Annotated in this window: 13 protein-coding genes and 1 pseudogene; 5 read left to right on the top strand and 9 right to left on the bottom strand. The window is 30.9% G+C overall.

The features are described 5' to 3' along the window. Nucleotides 1-464 precede the first annotated feature (464 nt). The 3 genes from WOO_RS01285 to yajC all read right to left on the bottom strand — a co-directional run bounded on the left by WOO_RS01285 (nucleotide 465) and on the right by yajC (nucleotide 4,679). Nucleotides 465-1,289 (bottom strand): 3'-5' exonuclease, encoded by an 825-nt coding sequence (locus WOO_RS01285; protein WP_014868889.1) that lies wholly within the window; start codon nucleotides 1,287-1,289, stop codon nucleotides 465-467. After that, nucleotides 1,282-2,166 carry a GTPase Era gene (gene era / locus WOO_RS01280; RefSeq protein WP_014868888.1) on the bottom strand — a complete coding sequence of 295 codons (885 nt, stop codon included), beginning with the start codon at nucleotides 2,164-2,166 and terminating at the stop codon, nucleotides 1,282-1,284. The genes WOO_RS01285 and era overlap by 8 nt, the downstream gene beginning before the upstream one ends. A 2,087-nt stretch (nucleotides 2,167-4,253) precedes the next feature. After that, entirely contained in the window at nucleotides 4,254-4,679 is a 426-nt protein-coding gene (yajC, locus tag WOO_RS01275) for a preprotein translocase subunit YajC (protein WP_014868887.1), read from the bottom strand. 165 nt (nucleotides 4,680-4,844) lie between these two features. Here yajC and WOO_RS01270 point away from each other — a divergent pair, with 165 nt between their 5' ends. The 3 genes from WOO_RS01270 (at nucleotide 4,845) to WOO_RS01255 (ending at nucleotide 7,874) form a co-directional block, all read left to right on the top strand. Further along, nucleotides 4,845-5,429, top strand: a complete 585-nt coding sequence (locus tag WOO_RS01270; RefSeq protein WP_014868886.1) for an L-threonylcarbamoyladenylate synthase — start codon at nucleotides 4,845-4,847, stop codon at nucleotides 5,427-5,429. 22 nt (nucleotides 5,430-5,451) lie between these two features. Then, nucleotides 5,452-6,282: a DNA polymerase III subunit delta' gene (locus WOO_RS01265; RefSeq protein ID WP_014868885.1), complete on the top strand. Its 831-nt coding sequence runs from the start codon at nucleotides 5,452-5,454 to the stop codon at nucleotides 6,280-6,282. Nucleotides 6,283-7,193: 911 nt separating this feature from the next. Then, on the top strand, nucleotides 7,194-7,874 hold the full coding sequence (locus WOO_RS01255) for a VirB8/TrbF family protein (RefSeq protein ID WP_014868884.1): 681 nt from the start codon (nucleotides 7,194-7,196) through the stop codon (nucleotides 7,872-7,874). 1 nt (nucleotide 7,875) lies between these two features. On the opposite strand, the gene WOO_RS01250 is transcribed toward WOO_RS01255, so the two are convergent. The 4 genes from WOO_RS01250 to WOO_RS03785 all read right to left on the bottom strand — a co-directional run bounded on the left by WOO_RS01250 (nucleotide 7,876) and on the right by WOO_RS03785 (nucleotide 11,931). After that, nucleotides 7,876-8,472 (bottom strand): ribonuclease HII, encoded by a 597-nt coding sequence (locus tag WOO_RS01250; protein ID WP_014868883.1) that lies wholly within the window; start codon nucleotides 8,470-8,472, stop codon nucleotides 7,876-7,878. A 6-nt stretch (nucleotides 8,473-8,478) separates the two neighbouring features. Next, nucleotides 8,479-9,459: a phospho-N-acetylmuramoyl-pentapeptide-transferase gene (gene mraY / locus WOO_RS01245; protein WP_014868882.1), complete on the bottom strand. Its 981-nt coding sequence runs from the start codon at nucleotides 9,457-9,459 to the stop codon at nucleotides 8,479-8,481. Nucleotides 9,460-9,527: 68 nt separating this feature from the next. Next, entirely contained in the window at nucleotides 9,528-11,651 is a 2,124-nt protein-coding gene (locus WOO_RS01240; protein WP_014868881.1) for an FtsK/SpoIIIE family DNA translocase, read from the bottom strand. Between the two features lie 4 nt (nucleotides 11,652-11,655). Beyond that, a complete protein-coding gene (locus WOO_RS03785; protein WP_014868880.1) occupies nucleotides 11,656-11,931 on the bottom strand; it encodes a YggT family protein in 276 nt (91 codons plus the stop codon). Between the two features lie 310 nt (nucleotides 11,932-12,241). Here WOO_RS03785 and dnaN point away from each other — a divergent pair, with 310 nt between their 5' ends. Then, complete coding sequence (gene dnaN / locus WOO_RS01235) at nucleotides 12,242-13,399, top strand: DNA polymerase III subunit beta (protein WP_014868879.1); 1,158 nt, start codon at nucleotides 12,242-12,244, stop codon at nucleotides 13,397-13,399. A gap of 1 nt (nucleotide 13,400) precedes the next feature. Here dnaN and truA read toward each other — a convergent pair whose 3' ends face one another. Then, on the bottom strand, nucleotides 13,401-14,138 hold the full coding sequence (gene truA, locus WOO_RS01230; protein WP_014868878.1) for a tRNA pseudouridine(38-40) synthase TruA: 738 nt from the start codon (nucleotides 14,136-14,138) through the stop codon (nucleotides 13,401-13,403). A 200-nt stretch (nucleotides 14,139-14,338) separates the two neighbouring features. On the opposite strand from truA, the pseudogene WOO_RS01225 reads away from it, so the two are divergent. Further along, nucleotides 14,339-15,349 (top strand): annotated as a pseudogene (locus WOO_RS01225) (recombinase RecA family protein). Between the two features lie 2,052 nt (nucleotides 15,350-17,401). On the opposite strand, the gene WOO_RS01220 reads toward WOO_RS01225, so the two are convergent. Beyond that, complete coding sequence (locus WOO_RS01220) at nucleotides 17,402-17,614, bottom strand: hypothetical protein (RefSeq protein ID WP_014868877.1); 213 nt, start codon at nucleotides 17,612-17,614, stop codon at nucleotides 17,402-17,404. Nucleotides 17,615-18,208: the final 594 nt, after the last annotated feature.

Below are 18,208 nucleotides of genomic sequence, written 5' to 3'. Positions count from 1 at the left end.
ATTCATTTTCCTTCAATCTGTGCAGAATTCAGTGAAGTGACTATTGTATAGCAATTAGGGTTTCTTTTCCCTTTTTTCTCTATTTGATAAATTTTTTGGGTGTTTATAAGTTAATTTCAATTATGAATGAACATTTGCTATTTATAATAGGAGACGCTATTTTGACGCGTAGCACTGAAATCTAATCTTTATTATACAACCACTTAATTGAAAGTGAGTTTCCTAAGTTCTGGGAACAAGGAAGTACTTGGAGATGCTATTATAAAGTGGCATTGAATTTCCAGCATCACGTACTAGGACGTCATCATAGGTGGCTACTTTCATTACGTCAATCGTAAAAAGTGTTAGTGCTTGGACTATATTCTCCTGGTAGACTTAAATTATGGTATTCATACAATTGCAGTTTTTGTGTATAGAATAAAGCTATAGTAAGAATAACATATAATTTGAATCTACTAGTTACTTTAGAATTTAATATAAAACTTTCCATCACAGATCATTTTCCATTCTTCTTTAAATTTTTTTAAGTGTGCCTTTTTTTCACATTCCGAGAGCAGCTCTTCTACACTTTTGTTATAACTTTCAGTAGTGATTCTTCCTTGATGATGCATAAATCGTAGGTAAATCAGGTAAGTGTTAACTACATCTGTTTCACAATAATTTCGAATTTTTTGTATCTTACCATTGTCATATAAGTCCATAACTTGTGATCCATCAACTCCAGTTTTACCAGGGAGATTAAGTACTGCACAAACTTCATTCATTTTTACTTTCGCAGAAGCTCCGAAATCAGAGAGAGACTCAAGTAGATCACAGTGCCAATCACTACTATATCTTTGATTGTAGCTATTCCACTTGTCGCCAGCTTTATAAAAGTATTCTGCTTGAATGCCATGGACCATGGCACGGTATTTTAGCACCGGCATATCAAAAGTACGTCCATTAAATGAGATCAATCTCGGTCTTTTCTTTGATATGTAACTGAAAAATTCTTTCACTAGTTCTTTTTCACTGGAATTTAGTGTACCACCAGAACTAATTTCTTGTAGTTTGAATGTCTCATAGCCATTCCTGTAGCTTATACTGCAGGATAAAAAACTGATAACTACAATATGATGAAGAAGCTGATGAAGAAAAGGATTGTGTCCATTTGTTATTTCGAGATGATACTTTGTCAATGCATCTCTTTTTTCTTTCACACTACTACCATCACTGATATTAAGGAGATTCTTGCAGGAGTTTACATCTGGTATAGTTTCAATGTCAAACACCAGTAAGGAATTAAGCATTACTTATATATTCCTCAGGGTGGTCAGTCCAAGACCGTACTTTTACAAATAAAAATAAATGGACTTTGCGCTCAAATAATTTTTCTAGTTCAGCGCGTGCATCGATGCCAATTTTTTTAATACAACTACCATTTTTTCCTAGCACTATTTTTTTATGACTGTTCTTTAGCACAAATATGATCTGTTTTATGACTAAACTCTTATCTTTTTTTTCTTGAAATTGTTCAGTTATGATAGCTATAGAATATGGTAATTCCTCACGTAAATTCAGGGATAATTTTTCTCTTGTGGTTTCTGCTGATAAGAAATTTGCAGAAGAATCAGTTACTTGATCTTTCCTATAAAACCAAGGGCTCACTGGTGCAATTTCGGATAAGTAATTCATCAAATTAGAAAGTCCATTACTTTTTAGTGCTGATATTACAAAAATCTTTTCAAATCTATAAAGCAAACTCAAATCTTTACAGGCCATCTTTATCTCAGGCTTTTTTACCAGATCAACCTTATTGATAACCAAAATGCATCTTGCTTTTGTGTGCTGTAATTGTGTGAATATGATTTTGATTCTCTCCATACTTTTAAAGTAATTGCTTACATCAACGAGTAACAAAGTAATATCATCACTTTTGATTGCTGACCATGCAGATTTAACTAAAGCTTTTTCAAGTTTTGTTCCTGCTAAAAAGATTCCTGGAGAATCAGTAAAGATAATTTGTGTTTCATTAAATATTGTAATACCCTTTATTTGTGTCCTGGTTGTTTGCACTTTTGGAGTAACAATTGCGATCTTTCTGCCTACAATGCTGTTAATTAGTGTAGACTTTCCAGCATTCGGTAACCCGGCTATAGTAACAAATAAACATTTTTGTTTTTTCACGAAACAGATTGTAAAGAAAACTGGAGTTTAGTGTCAAGCATACAACAGTATAGATTTTCTATAAGGAGTTGACCATGGAATGAATGGGGTTCACTAACTGACTTAAGTAGTATTATTTTTTTGTTTATTAGAACCTTTTGACTTAATTATAAAGGTATAATTCAGAAGAGTTTATTTATGACAGAATAATTTGATGGATATGAAAGTATTGTATTATAGCTAACACTGGATGAATTGTTCGGCAATAACAGACTTAGTTAAATTTCTTGAATAATCAGCATCTAATACTTTTTTTATTGCAGTTGAGTAAACAAGGAATTATATAGCTATACTATATAGATTACTTAGGGATAAAACAACTATCAGTACCTAGGAGTTTTTGGACCACTATCTATACAAGCTTCTCTTTAAAATGGTGCTTCTTGCTTGTCGCTTAAGCAATCACTTTACTTTTTATTGTAGTAATTTCTTGTATATTGGATAATATCTTAAAAAATAAATTATCGTGTAGGATGCTTATTATAACAAATACAGATGAATCTGTTAAAGCAATTGACTGTGTTTATCTTTCCTGCTGTGATGCAGGTGATATTAATATGTGAAAGATCTTTTATCTTTAACGTATCTTCCATTGTAACTCCGTATGAGCTTTTCTGTAGATTAAAATAATGCTGCTGTGCTCTAGTATACTGCCTGATACAGGTTGTACTTTTGCTATGTTTAAAACATGCTTAATATATTTGGGGATAGAGTTAATAGTATTACTTAACTGCTTTATTCTCTTCTTACTTAAATGTACCTTTTGTTTTTGTAAACTTTAAAACAAAGCATGCTAAAACCAAAACCGTGAATTGTGCAGAAAGAGTTTTTGTTGAAGCGACATCAATTTCTGGTCTAGTACGAGTATGTAATACAACATCTAAAATTTTTTAGCGTTACTGTTTAATGTATTAGTTATGCTAATGGTTATTTATTCTGTGATTTTCCATAGCGTAGCGCTTCTATGATATCTGTAGTTTTGCAGATTAAGATAAATAACCTTAGACTTCTTTCTTCTAATCTTATGTTGCTATGTCTAAATTTTGATATGAAATTTCTAAGTATACCAGGACTTGAGCAACACCTTTCAGGTAATACTTCGCTATTAATATAGCGAAATAAGATGATTCACGTTCGACTATAGTAATATGACTCAGCTTAGAAAATAGTTTTTCGTTGGCAAATATTGATTCTGTATACTTTTTATAAAATTGATTTTGTTGTTTTATTTAATGTGCGAGGTTGCTTGAAAATTTCTTTTAACGTGAAGCTAGGGGTAACCATTTTTGCTAATTAAAAAATTGCTCGAACTATTACTTTCTGTGTTACGTTCAAACCGTACATCGTTATTATATATGACAACTATGCTGGAATTTATTACTGCAATGTCACCATCTTCCGGATGGGATATTCTTTTTAAGTGTGCTTAAAGTATTAGAATCTGACGTAGTAAATAAAGTATTATAGTTATAGCTTATTGTTAAAGGTAGATTTCTTTTTGCAACAAGTAAAGCATCTGGGTATTCTACAAATAATAAGACTAAAGCGAATGAGCTATGCAAATTGCTTGAGCTCTTAGATAGAGAATCAATAGGCAAAAGCCCATTATTAAGATATATAGTTAATATATTTAGTATAACTTCCGTATCAGTGTCAATATGAAACTGTATTTCCTTTTTTCTAAGTTATTTTTTAGCAAGTTACAATTTTCAGTTATGCCGTTATGGAAATAACAATATTATTTGTATAGATAGGATGAACCTTTTTAAGGTCTGAACTCTGTGCCCAGCGAGCATGTACTATGCTAACTGTGTATCGCTGGACATTTTGCTATTATCAATAACCTCAATAACTTTTCAACTCTGTCTTTTGATTTTTAACTTCCATCTTGCTTTATTGTTTATATTACTATGCTTGAAAAAGAATACTTGCCATATTCAAATCTCCGCAATCCGATTAGCAAAGTTGGTATTATCAAATTGTCATCACTTACTACACTAAATATCCCACACATAACAAAGTTTTAGAGTTACAAAGCGTTTTTACTTTTACTTTGTTTTATCCCTTTTTACTTTTATCTGACTGACTTTTATTTTTTTGTCTTCCTTCTCGATTTTATTCTTTTCAGTTGGTTTGACTACTACTTTTCGAACTTCTTTATTTAAAACTTCAGATATAGCAGATTTTAGAACTTTTATTTCGACCTTTGGCGCTATTTCTATTACAAACTGTGCATTTGCTTCGTCAAGCTTGTTGACTTCGCCTATTATTCCACCGGAAGTAACAACAGTATCACCACGCTTTACTTGATCTATCATTTTTTTAAGTTCTTTTAATTTTTTGTAGTGTGGGCGAATAATAAAAAAATAAAACACTACAACTATTAAAATCAGTGGGATAAGATTAGCAAAAGATGCACCAATGCTTGATGCATTGCTAGCTTTATCTGCTGCAAAAACTTTAGAAATGAACATATTTAATCCTAGTTTATTAGTGGTAAATTTAAGTAAGCCTGCTTGAGTATTAACTATAATATCATTTCGTGTCAAGTTTGGTAGAAGAAAGTAATATTGTAAAAGTTACGTAAAATTGTTTACTTCATATAAAAAATAATTACTGTGGATGTAAGTTTTAACTATATGATACCTAGAATAGTGAATGCTGTACGGAATAACTTGTTGGTATGTTTTCCAACAGAAACGATTTATGCTCTTGCTTGCAATGCACTAGATAGCAGAGCTATAAAAAAAATATACCAAGTGAAGAAGCGTTCTCAAAATAAACCACTATCTATATTCGTTAATGATATTTCCAGTTTGGCGAGAATAGCAAAGCTAGAGGAAAAGTATACTAATTTAGTAAATCATTTTTCTCCTGGGCCAATTACCTATATTTTACCGCTTAAAAATAACAACATATTGCCAAATGAATTCTTTAAAGGTAGCGTAGGTATAAGAATTCCTGATCATCCTATTGTAATTTCAATATTAAATGAACTGAAAACTCCACTAGTTGCAACTAGTGTAAATATTTCAGGAGAACAAGGTGCATATAAAGCTAGCGGTATACCTAAATCTATTAAACAACATTTATCAGCAGTAGCTGAAGATGATAAATTAGTTTCTGGTATAGAGTCTACTATTATTGACTTAACTCAAGATAAGATTGAGGTTATAAGGGAGGGTATGATTTCGCTTCAAATGATAAGTGAGATATACTTTTGAGTAGAAATATATTGAAAGAAGAATGAAAAAGGTAATAGGGCACGATCAAGCTAAGAAGAAGTTAATGAGTAACTTATCTGTTCAATCTTGGTTAATCTGCGGTAAAAAAGGTATAGGAAAAGCAACACTAGCAAAATCTTTTTCTAATTGGTTTCTTGTGGGAGATTGCAATGAGGTAGCGTTAGATTTGCACATTGTTGAGGGTGATATAATAGGGGTAGAAATGGTGAGAGAAATGAAAAATTTTCTGCACTTAAGCCCTATTCAATCGAAATACAAGGTTGCTGTAATAGATGGTTTAGAGGTGATGACAAAGAATGCTAGAAATGCAATATTAAAAATTCTAGAAGAACCGCCAGAAAACTCTAAGGTATTTATAGTGAGCCATAAGCCATACAATATACAAACTACTATTAAGTATAGGTGCTTTCAGCTAAATTTACTGCCACTGACCTACGATGAAACAAAGCAAATTGTTTCATCTCAATGTAAATTTGATGATCAAACGTTTAATGAAATTATTACTTTATTTCCTGGGATACCGGGAATGATAATAAGTGCAATAAGTAGCGATAATTATGAATCGTATAGGTCCTTTTATAAATTTCTTCCTAATTTAAATAATCCTGAATTGATTCATAAAGTAATTAATAGCAAAATTGAGCTGGAATTAGTATCATATATGATTCAAACCTTCATTTTAGAAAGTATAAAGAAAGGTGTGAGTGATGTTGGAGTTCTGCTAAGTCAATGGAAAAAAATAGATGAGCTTTTTGTTGCTGCTAAGCAACTACACTTAGATAGAAAGCATGTTTTAGCTAATGCAATTAATATCATAACATCAATTTTATGAAAATATAGTATAGTACTTTTAATTTGAATTTGTGGTTAAATCCTGTTAATTTGGTGTTTGAGGTGCCCAATTTAATTGGGAATAGATTAAGTATATGGTAATCAGTAGAATTTTTAGCGGGTGTTATGTTGGGGTATATGTAAAAAGAATCAAACTTGGTTAAAAATATAGTTGCAGGTTAAGGAGTAACATTAAATGAAAAAGGGGAAGTAGTTGTTAAATGGTATATTTACGAGGTTAGCTTTGAGCTAATACTGCAATCAGTGTATTTATCTTGCCCGAAGGGTGTTCGTTGTTATATACTCGGTGATAGGTTTGTTATACGTAATCATATTATAAAGAAAAAATAAAAATTCCTGATGGTTTCCATTATTTAAAGATTATTAAGTTAAATGATAGTAATTGATGTTTTGTAATATCATAAGTTATGAGTTTTTTGAATATAAAAAGTATGGTCCACAATGTTTCAATTTTTTAGATGAATATAAATTCGTAGATTTTAGTAATGTAAAAAAGATTGTAATTTAAATTTAAGGAATATTTTGGTTATGTACTTAAGTTTTTGCTACATGGGGGCTTATCAAACTTAGGTTACAAGATTGTATTATTGGTTTTATTTGAGTCAATCAAAGATAGATAGTAATAAAAGCTGGAATCCTTGTTAATGAGTTTGTTATTTTGATGATCAAGATAAGTTACGTTATTATAATTGCCACAAAAGAGTGTAGATGATAATATCTCTGATCTTGGAAGTTTTGATGCAAAAATGATAAATATAGATATTAGCAGAATTGATAAATTTTATCTTATCGCAGAACGAGGTAATATAATCATTTATTTTTTAAAAAAATTAGATATGATTCAAATTTTTTGAATTTTATTATTGTAGTAATTAAACTTAATTCTTTATTATGGAAGACAGACTATTTAAATCAGTAAAAAACAAGAGTTATTTTAATAAAGCAGTTGAATGGTATTGTCATAGATATCTGTTTTGTGTAGTAGAAAGGTCTTGGATGGCGGTTATGGTATTATTTCTTTTGGTATGCTTATGTTTATTACTACTGAATATATACTTGTTGTTTCCTGTTAAAAAAGATTTAAACTTTGTTAGATATGCAACTCACACAGAAGGTGAGTTTTCTGTAATGCATAAGCTGAATTCTAATAAGAGGAAAGACGAATATATTTCTACGGCTAAGTACTTAATAAGTAAGTATATTAAGGTATATGAATCTAATAAAGATGTTGAACCAGAATACCAAAAAAATTTTATAAAAAACAATTCTACACATAGAATCTATCAAAGTTTTCAAGAAAAAGTGGATAATGAAGCTAGTGATTTGTCTTTGTCTAAAAGAAAAATTACTAATATAAATGTGATAAAATTATCTGTTAACCGATCAGTTGAAGATGTAGTAGTATTCTCAGGAAATGCTACTGTGGTTTTTATAATTGAGCAAAATAAAAAGGCGAGAAATCAAGTCGTTGATATCAGCTTTATTTTGTCCAACATAAAAGCAACTCTAGATGGTATAATTCCATTTAAATTTATTGTTGATGGTTATAAATATGAGGTAAACGCATATTAGTTTAGCGCAGTTTTAAAATGGGCATGAAGCTTTCTCTATGATGTTCTGTAATACCATATATCTTGATGGTTTCTATGTGCTCTTTTGTTCCATATCCTTTATTTTTATACCAATTATATTCTGGGTACTGATGATGCAATTCTTGCATCAGTTGATCTCTTGTAATTTTTGCAATGATCGATGCTGCCGCAATCGATATACTCAAATTATCACCGTTTACTATAGACTTTGTTTGCCATTTTATTTTAGGTGGTTGGTTACCGTCAACTAGCACGTAATCTAGTTCTAATCTTAAGTCCATCAACGCACGTTGCATTGAAAGTTTTGTTGCTTGCAAAATATTATATGAATTTATTTCCTTCACACTTGCTATCCCTATACCAAGTTTTGCAGTAGATGTTATTTTTTCATACAGAACTTGCCTACTTTTAGCAGTCAATTTTTTTGAGTCATTGATTCCTCTAATGATTGTATTTCTGTCGGTGAATACTACTGCTGCGGATATTACTGGACCAGCTAGTGATCCTCTTCCAACTTCGTCTACTCCTGCTACTATTCCTGATAACTCATTTTCTAATGTAAAGTCTGGGTATGTCATAAGCTTCTATAACAAGAAAGCTACAGTAAAGGTTGAACAAGTAATAGCAATTATCCAAAATTTTACAACTATTTCATTTTCTAACCACCCATTCTTTTCAAAATGGTGGTGTATTGGTGTCATGAGAAAAATTCTTTTCCCTTTTCCATACTTAAACTTTGTATATTTAAAGTATGATATCTGAATGATAACAGACAAAGTTTCCATAACAAAAATTGCTCCGATAATAGCGAAAAGCACTTCCCTTTTAATTAGAACACTAATCAATCCTAAGGCTGCACCGATTGATAAGCTGCCAACGTCACCCATAAATATTTTTGCTGGGTGGGTATTAAACCACAAGAAACTTAAAATTGCTCCTATAAAAGCAATACAGAATAAAATGATGCTCATACTTGCTTGAGTTATGTGCGCGATTAATCCCAAAGAAACAAAAGAAGTGATAGATTGAGTTGCAGCAAGGCCATCGAGGCCATCTGTGAGGTTTACAGCGTTAGCAGAACCGACAATTACAAATGTAGCGAATGGGACATATAGATAGCCAAAGTCAATTGTTATTTCCCTAAATAAAAACGTTTTTGTAGAACCTTCAGCAAGATATGGCTTAAATATAAACATAATAACAAGAACAACTATAAATTGGATAAATATTTTAGTTTTCGCTCTTAGACCTTGGTGGGTGTATGCTTTTAATTTTAAATAATCGTCAATAAATCCGATCAGAGCAAAAAAGAAAATCATAAATACCAGTAATAGAGTTTCTGGCGTTAATTGAGTCCAAAGTAAAACTGGTAATGAAGTAGAAATCAGTATTATTATCCCACCTATAGTAGGAGTGTTTCTCTTTGTGATTAAATGACTTTCTGGTCCGCATGACCTAATCGGTTGTCCACCTTTGCTAATTTTTTTTAGAAACTTTATAAAGTAAGGGTAGAAAATAAACCCAAAAATGAACGAGTTAAAAAATATTTTTGTAGGCAAACCCATTTATTTTGCTTCAATTAGGTATTATATCACCTACTTATAGGTCCCATAGTGGGATGGTTTGAAGGGAGTCATTCTGTTAATATTTCTCTTTTTCCTGAGTAATTTGGAGCGCTGACAACGCCCTCTTTTTCCATTCTTTCAACAATACTTGCAGCTCTATTATATCCTATTTTAAGCTGTCTCTGAATGTAACTAGTTGAGACTTTTCGATTCCTCTGGATGATAGCCACTGCTTGTTTGTATAGGTCATTTTCTTCATTATCTGTTTCACCATTAAATTCTGCAGAAGAATTTTCATCTTCTTTTATGATTTCCTCCATGTAACTTGGTTCACCTTGCTTTTTTAGATGATTGACTATATTTTGCACTTCATCATCGCTTACAAATGGACCGTGAACTCGAATAATCTTACCACCAGAGGCCATATAAAGCATATCACCCATACCGAGCAATTGTTCAGCTCCTTGTTCACCAAGTATTGTACGGCTATCTATTTTAGAGGTAACAGCAAAACTGATTCTCGTTGGAAAGTTTGCTTTTATCACACCTGTTATTACATCTACAGATGGACGTTGTGTTGCCATTATAATATGTATTCCTGCAGCACGAGCCATCTGAGCTAAGCGTTGAATAGAGCGTTCTATATCCTTACCAGCAATAAGCATTAAGTCTGCCATTTCATCTACAATCACTACAATGTATGGAAATGTTTCTATTTTAATCGGCATTTTTTCAAATAGAGGCTTACCTGTTGTTGAGTTGAAGCCAATTTGTACAACACGCTCTAGTTCTGTTCCACTATTCATTGCTTCTGTAATCTTTTTGTTATAGCTTATTATATTGCGCACGCTTAAATATGACATCATGAGATAGCGATTTTCCATTTCTTTTATTATCCACTTAAGAGCAATCACAGCTTTTTTTGGCTCTGTTACTACTGGTGTTATTAGATGCGGTATTTTATCGTATATTGAAAGTTCAAGCATTTTAGGGTCAATCATTATCATCTTACACTCATTAGGATTTAATCGATAAACGAGTGAAAGAACCATAGTATTAATCGCAACTGACTTACCTGATCCTGTGGTTCCAGCAATAAGCAAGTGTGGCATTTTTGCTAAATCGACAATAATTGGTTTCCCGCTTATTTCTTTACCGAGTGCAATTGGAAGATTTAAGTTTGTATTTTGATACTCTGGCGATTCAAGTAAGTCACGTAGCATTACAATCTCTCGTTTCTTGTTTGGTAATTCTATTCCCATGGCATTTTGTCCACGAACTATTGAAATTCGTGCAGAGACTGCACTCATTGAACGTGCAATATCATCTGCAAGACCAATTACTCTTGCAGATTTTGTACCAGCTCGTGGTTCAAGTTTATATAAAGTTATAACCGGTCCATAACACACATTGATAATTTTTCCTTGTACACCAAAATCATTAAGAACTTGTTTCAATAAAGATAAGTTCTTATTGCTCTCCGTTTCATTCAGCTGATTTCTCTGTAAAGATTTCTCTGCTTTGGAAAGTAAATGAACACTTGGAAATTCAAATTTACTGAGAGGTATAAAAATCTTTTTGGTGGCTTTGTTCTGTCTTCCTTTTAGTTGTTGTTTAGCAGTAATTTGAGATCTGTGTTTTTCTTCTATTACTGATGGAGTAATTAAATATTCAATAGTTTTATGTAATCTGAAAAATAAAACCTTTGCAGAGAGATATGCTACTTTTTTATATAAGAAGAGTAAAAAGTTAGTCATTCTCTTCCAGCCAATTAACCCTATTATACCTATTGATGCTGTTATTGTAAATATATAAAACGGACAACTACTAATTAAAGCATTTCCCACTATCCCACTGTGCATGTACTTTGCAGTAATGCTGAGTGAAAGTTGTGATAATGTAGCGCATATTCCTAGGTTGATTAATGTTAAGTAGAGAATTTTTGATAACTTTTTTGATGGCCTGAAGAGCAAAAAATAAACTACAGTTGTAACTACTGTAATACTAGCTAATCCAAGAAATTGAACTAGTATATCAGCTGAATATGAACCCACTACCCCACCCAAATTTGTTACTCCTTCATCTGTGACTGTGTTTAAAGATGAGTCTTTATAATTATAGCTAAGAACTGATATATATATATATATTAGCAACAATAGATATATTACTGACTTCAGGCATTTTTTTAGCATCTACTTAAAAGTAGTAATTTATTGTATATTTTACAAAGTGAATTGTTAACAGCAATATCATTACAGATAAATCTAATCCGTTAAACGGCCGTATGTATCTTCTGATAATCTTTAATGGTGTGTGGGTGAATCGGTTTAAGGTTTGCATCATGCTGTTTATGGTCTCATTATACATGTTGACTATATTAAACTTAATCAACCAGTTCAAGATAACCCAGCATATCAGAGTAAGACTGTAAAGATCAAGTAGCAAGTTAAGTAAATATATAATTGGATGCATACACCGCCTATCACACAAGAATTACATATAAAGATAAATATTTATGAATTCTAAATCAATTCCCTTTCTAAACTCAAAATTTTGTTTTCGTTGCTTTTATCTTTGGTATATTATAATCTGTTATATAACAAATTCGCCCATAGTTTTATACTTAAAAACGTTCATACAGTTGTATATAGCATTTAAAGTAGGTTTTTTTACTAATGAGTAGCAGAGTTCTAGTTTACCATCTTGCCATAAGTCTTGATAAATAGAACTTTACTTTAAGTAGAATGTGAATATCATTTAGAACATATTTTTGGGAATTAGTATGTCAGAGGTTGCAGGTATAAATGTAGAAATCAAAGAGCAGAGTTTTGTCTGTGGGCAAATACGTTTTAGCGTGGGTCGTACAGACCTTTTAAATACGTTATCCAGAATGAGTGGAGTAGTTGAAAAGCGCAATGCAATAGATGTTTTGGCGTGTATAAATATCAAAGCGCAACATAGCAGCATAAAATTAAAGGCCACTGATCTTGATATTTCAATATTTGCCTCACTTGCTGCAGATGTGTTAACGGAAGGAGAAGTAAAAATCTCAGCGCATACTTTACATAATATAGTAAAAAAGCTACCATCTAATTTAGATGTTCATTTTGAAATGAATGATCAGGAGAAATTATTGATATCTTGTGGAAATGCAAACTTTTCCTTACCGAATATAATTTCAAACAACTTTCCTATCCTTGAGGAAGGCAGTCATAAACATGATTTTACTTTACTAAATACGGATCTAGTAGATCTATTAACTAAAACAAAGTTTGCAGTATCACTAGATGATACAAGGTACAATTTAAATGGAGTATATCTGCATACAGATAAACAGTTTCTATGCTGTGTTGGAACTGATGGGCATCGATTGTCATGTGTGAGAAAACCAAAACCTGAAAATATTAATAGTGAACTTGGTGTAATCATTCCACGTAAGGCTGTTATGGAGCTGCTGAAAGTATTAGATGATTGCAATGAAGTTAACATAAAGCTTTCAGATAGAAAAATTAAATTTACGTGTGGTGAGTATATTCTAATATCAAAATTGATAGATGGAACTTTTCCAGATTATAAGGCTGTTATTCCGGCATCTCAAGATAAACAAATGATCGTTGAAAGCAGTAGGTTAGCTAGTGTCATAGATCGAATTTCTGTTGTCGTATCTGATAAAATAAAGTTTATTAAATTCTTGTTACAAGAAAAACTATTAACGTTGCACTCAAATTCTCAAGAATGTAGTGATGCAACTGAATCTATAGAGGTAGATTATAATGGAACCCCTGTAGAAATAGGGTTTAATTCGCGTTATTTGCTTGATGCTTTATCTTGTATAAAAAATAAATGTAAATTTAGCTTAGCTGATGGTAACAATGCTGCAATTATTACTGATGAAAATGATCCAAGTGCATTATATATAGTAATGCCAATAAGGACTTAAGCTAGTAATCTATCTTCACCAAGTATAAACCGCAAGGCGGTGCAGTAACGCCAGCAGCTTTTCTTTTGTGTTGGTTTAATATATTTAACATTTCTTGTGGATTAGTTTTATTTTTCCCAAATTCGACTAAAGTGCCGACAATGATCCTCACTTGTTTATGTAAGAAGGAAATAGCAGATATTTTAATGTATATATGACTTCCATTTTGGATTATCTCGATATCATCAATTGTTCTTATCGGATTTTTGGCTTGACAATCTTTTGAGCGAAAACTTGAAAGGTTATGCTTTCCGAGCAGGTGTTTAGCGGCCTTACGCATAATGTCTACGTCGAGTGGATTAAACACTTGCCACACATAACCAGCTTCTAAAGCTGCAGGGGCATAGCGATTAATTATTCTGTACTCATAATGTCTTTTTTTTGCTGAAAATCGTGAGTGAAATGCATCATTTACAGTTTCTACATTAAGAACAACTACAGGAACTGATTTCAGATGATAATTTATTGCAGTCCTTATTCTATGGAGCTTGAATTCTCTTTCCATATCAAAATGAGCAACTTGCTCTAAAGCATGAACTCCTGCATCAGTTCTTCCACCGCAATGTAAGGTGATTTTTTCGCCGCTGAAATTAAATATTGCGTTTTCTATGGTTTCCTGAATTGAGTTAGAAGAGTGCTGTTGTTTCTGCCAGCCAGAAAAACTGCTACCGTTGTATTCTGTTGTTATTTTGTATCGCACTATAAAGTCTATCTGATTTTCTATTTTAATATAATTTAAGGTAGCTAATTTTTCTATAATAATGTTTTTTCGTTATTAAAAAACCCTTGGTAGATCATTACTATTTAATTAGTATAGGAATTATATAAATTAATAAATGTTCTATGATAAGCGACTCATGAGAAAGAAATAATGATAAGCGAAGAGTATTAGACAATACGATAAGTCAAATTGAAAAAGTATTTAGTAGGGGTGTAATAATGAAACTGAAGCAAAACCTTGTGGAGGAAATAGATCAGTGTTATATAGGATCAATTTCACTTGATTTAGCTCTTTGGTATTAGGTTTACTAAAGGGAAGTATAATTGAGATACTTTGTTCTAAGAGTTCCGGTAAGGCCACTCTTGCTTTGCATGTAATTGCTGGATTCAAGAAGAAAGGAGGGTTATGTAAGTTTATTGATGCGAAGCATGTATCATGATCATGTATTTGAATGTCATATATGCTCGTAAACTTGGAATAAACGCTGGTAGTTTAGTGATTTTATAACTAAAAACTGGAGAACAAGCTCTATATGTTGTTGAATGTTTGGTGTGTTCTGTTGCAGCATTTACTTTAAGAAGTGAAATTAAAAGAGATATTGGTGATTAACGTATGGGGCTACAAACAAGAGTTTTAAAGTTATGGTCTGCAAAAATTTACCTCTGCAGTTTCAAAAGTAAACCGCATATTAATATTTATTAATCAAATTTATATGAAAATAGGAGTAGTGTATGGGAATCATGAAACTACCATAGGCGGAAATGTATTGAAGTTTTATCTTCTGTAATGCTTGATATCAGGAAGGTTGGTGTAATAAGGGATAAGGAAAATGTTACAGTAGGAAACGAGAGTTAAAATTATAAAGATAAAGTTGCTCCTCTATTTAGAGAAGCAAAATTTTACATAATATATGATGATAGCATATCAAGACTTAGGGAAATACTAGATGTAGGAGTGAAACTTAGTGTGTTCAAAAAACTGGTACTTATTATTCATACAATAATACGTGCCTTGGACAAAGGAAGGGAAATGTAAAAATTACCTCAAAATGAATAAAGGAGTTGTAAATGAAATAGAAATCAAAATCAGGGATTTATTTAGAAATTTAGGGTGACTCTGTTATAGTAAAAGAGGAAAGCGAGCAACTTTTAGAAAATCAGTATTCTAGTTTTACCTATTTACAGAAGTAAGTGGGTTTACAAAAGCAACAAAAAAGCGCGAAGATAAAGAAAGATAAATATAAATAGGTAAATGACTTTATCCGAAAAAACTCCTTTTTCTTCCTATTTTTAACTGATCTAAGTTTCTGTTTGTGCTTATCCTTTTTTTGCTTTATTCAATTAAGTACTAAGTTTTAATGTTAGTATATAATACTACAACTGTCAATGCAGAGATGTTATCGCTACACTAATTATTGCCTAAGATAGCTAACCTAGTTGTGAAATTGAACACAAAGTACTAATTGTGTCAACTTGCTAGCAAGACCAGCACAAATAATAGCAATGTACAGTGTTAATGTTCTTTTAGTAGATCATCTTTTCAGTAAATTTTTTGTTTTTTTTTACTTTTGTAAGATTAGCATTTTCGCGCATTAATCTATAAGATTTATTTTCTTATCGATTTTGTGTGCTTATTTATCTGATTTAAATTACTTTACTAATGGTTGTTTAATATTGCCTTGCAACTTTACTTATTAATTTTGTCTTTTTGTTTTAGAATTTTTTAATTTTTCTGGTATATGATATTTAGTTCTGCTTTCTTATATAACTATTGAATTTCTTTATCTTTTTCTTGTGACAACTTTTCTACTCAATTAATAAATTTTACTACTTTTTTCTTTTAACCTTGTTGTTGCTTTTCATATCACTTTTCTGAATGGTAGTAACGTTGTTAATTCTACTTTTACTTACTTTTTTTGATGTTATTATTGTATTTACTAGTTTTGGCTATGTTGATAATATAGCTTTTATATTTTCTAACGTTTTGATACTTTGCCTACTGATGTAGCTAATATATTATTAGGCTTTGTTGCGCTACTATTTAATACAACACCTTAAAAAACCTGAAATCAAGTAATATTTTTACTGTGGCACAAAAAAATTATGTTAGCACACTCACAAATAAAAGTTTTCAAATGAGTAAGAAGACTGCTTGATAGAACATTAGGTGTATGTTTTGCTTTAAATGGAATATAATGTTCTGTCTTTAAAGACTTACTAAAAGCTTTACTTTAAGTAACTTTGGATTTACCTTAACAGTACTTTAGCCTCACTACTGGCTTACCTTTTCTGTAGCGGATGTATTGCTTTACACAAGGCTCACTATTAGTAAAATTTAAACTTTCACTATTGCTTTGACTTTTTTGAAGCCTGTTTAGGTAGAATAATTTTTTCAGAAGGTTAGTGTAATTTTCCTATCTTCTAATTTTTTAGTTTTTCTTGATTTTTTACTTCTACTATTATTTGGTCTTTATTTAATCTACTGGGATATAATTTTGTCTTTCATTTCTTAAATTAGGGTAGAGGAGGAAGTTAATGTTATATTATTACCATTTGTATAAGGTCAGTATAGTGGCTTATGCACTGCTATTGTAATTTCTATTTTACTCTTGTCTATCTTTATTATGCTTCTACTATGGTTATGTTTCTTCTTGAGTTGATCTTTTTTACTCCATTAATAATCTTTATAACATGTATTGTACTACCTCTCATGAGTATTCCTGAGTAGATAGTAAAATATCATATTATGCATTTTTTATCCCTGCAGTAACTACATTTTTATAGCTTTTGCAAACTCTTTAATGTAATTCATATACTCTGAATGAACTTTCTTCATATTGTCTTTGTTGCCCTTGAACTTTAATTCTAGTTCATTGATTACATTTATACTATTTAATCCATAAAAGATTACTCCTCTTAGTACTAATTTATATATTATATATTAATAATTTTAGGATTTTTTTCTGATTTGAATTTGCTAATTTTTTTTGTTTTTTACTACATAATCCATGAAGTTATATCTACTTTTGTATACTACTTCATGTAAATGGTCATAAGTTAGAAAAATTAAATCTTGTTCTATATTCTATAGTTTTGATTATAATCTATTCTAATTTTATTTATATTTTGACTTTATTCATTTTACCTAAATACTTCTCTTCAGTCTTTTCTCTTGGTTTAGTACTAAATTAGTCTACAGAACTTCAAATTTAGTGAATAATCTCTTTTATCTAATCCTTTTTATTATGTTGATCCAACATCTAATAATAAGCTCTCTGTTCTTTTGCAAATGGTTCGATTATTGCACAAAACTTCTATAGAATGTTGATGAACCTTTGATTTTTCTTTATCCTCTAAAGAGCTAAACCCTTTTTTAGGATCCTGATTATTCTTATGTTTGTTCAACAACTCTTTCAATTTATTAGAATCTGTTAATGTATTATATAATTCTTCCATTAAATTCTCTTGTTCCTTACTTGAAAAGTGCACTTCAGCGTATAGTAGTTATGGTTGGTGAATTTATAACATCTAGTAAATTTTCCTGTTTCTGTCAGATGTATTAAAAATTCTTTACTTAGAAGAGTAATCTATAATATTATCACAACCGGAACGAGCAGCATGACGCAAAGGTGTTTTTCTGTATCAATCTCTTCCTATATGTTAGGATTAGCACATGTTCCTATAGGTGAACTTGTACATTCTCTTACTTCATAAACTAATCTATACCTGGTATTACATATAATATTATTAACTTAGATTCTTCTCTTTAAAATTTAAGAATTTTACAGATCTTAATTATTTTTGTTCTCACATAAAGAATTATTCAGTTTTTAAAATGTGGCCTTCGTGATCTCTGTAGGCAAGATCTTTGGATTTCTGAAAATTCCTAGTAATTTCTTACTCAACTCCTTTTGATCATCTGTTAAATCAGATATATCGGAAGACCATATATATTGATTATCAAATTTGTTCTCCTCCAATTTCTCATATATGTTTTAGCATTCTATTTTTAACTTCTAATTTTTCAATCATGTTGCTTTTGTTTAGATA

This window comes from Wolbachia endosymbiont of Onchocerca ochengi (assembly GCF_000306885.1).
GTDB lineage: Bacteria > Pseudomonadota > Alphaproteobacteria > Rickettsiales > Anaplasmataceae > Wolbachia.
This window is presented reverse-complemented; position numbering and strand designations above follow the sequence as displayed.

Excerpts from the sequence above, each read along its gene's own strand:
- WOO_RS01220 (WP_014868877.1), bottom strand. The coding sequence starts at position 17,614 with ATGGAAGAATTATATAATACATTAACAGATTCTAATAAATTGAAAGAG.
- dnaN (WP_014868879.1), top strand. The coding sequence starts at position 12,242 with ATGTCAGAGGTTGCAGGTATAAATGTAGAAATCAAAGAGCAGAGTTTT.
- mraY (WP_014868882.1), bottom strand. The coding sequence starts at position 9,459 with ATGGGTTTGCCTACAAAAATATTTTTTAACTCGTTCATTTTTGGGTTT.
- WOO_RS01285 (WP_014868889.1), bottom strand. The coding sequence starts at position 1,289 with ATGCTTAATTCCTTACTGGTGTTTGACATTGAAACTATACCAGATGTA.
- WOO_RS03785 (WP_014868880.1), bottom strand. The coding sequence starts at position 11,931 with ATGCATCCAATTATATATTTACTTAACTTGCTACTTGATCTTTACAGT.
- WOO_RS01240 (WP_014868881.1), bottom strand. The coding sequence starts at position 11,651 with ATGCTAAAAAAATGCCTGAAGTCAGTAATATATCTATTGTTGCTAATA.
- WOO_RS01265 (WP_014868885.1), top strand. The coding sequence starts at position 5,452 with ATGAAAAAGGTAATAGGGCACGATCAAGCTAAGAAGAAGTTAATGAGT.
- WOO_RS01250 (WP_014868883.1), bottom strand. The coding sequence starts at position 8,472 with ATGACATACCCAGACTTTACATTAGAAAATGAGTTATCAGGAATAGTA.
- WOO_RS01255 (WP_014868884.1), top strand. The coding sequence starts at position 7,194 with ATGGAAGACAGACTATTTAAATCAGTAAAAAACAAGAGTTATTTTAAT.
- yajC (WP_014868887.1), bottom strand. The coding sequence starts at position 4,679 with ATGTTCATTTCTAAAGTTTTTGCAGCAGATAAAGCTAGCAATGCATCA.
- WOO_RS01270 (WP_014868886.1), top strand. The coding sequence starts at position 4,845 with ATGATACCTAGAATAGTGAATGCTGTACGGAATAACTTGTTGGTATGT.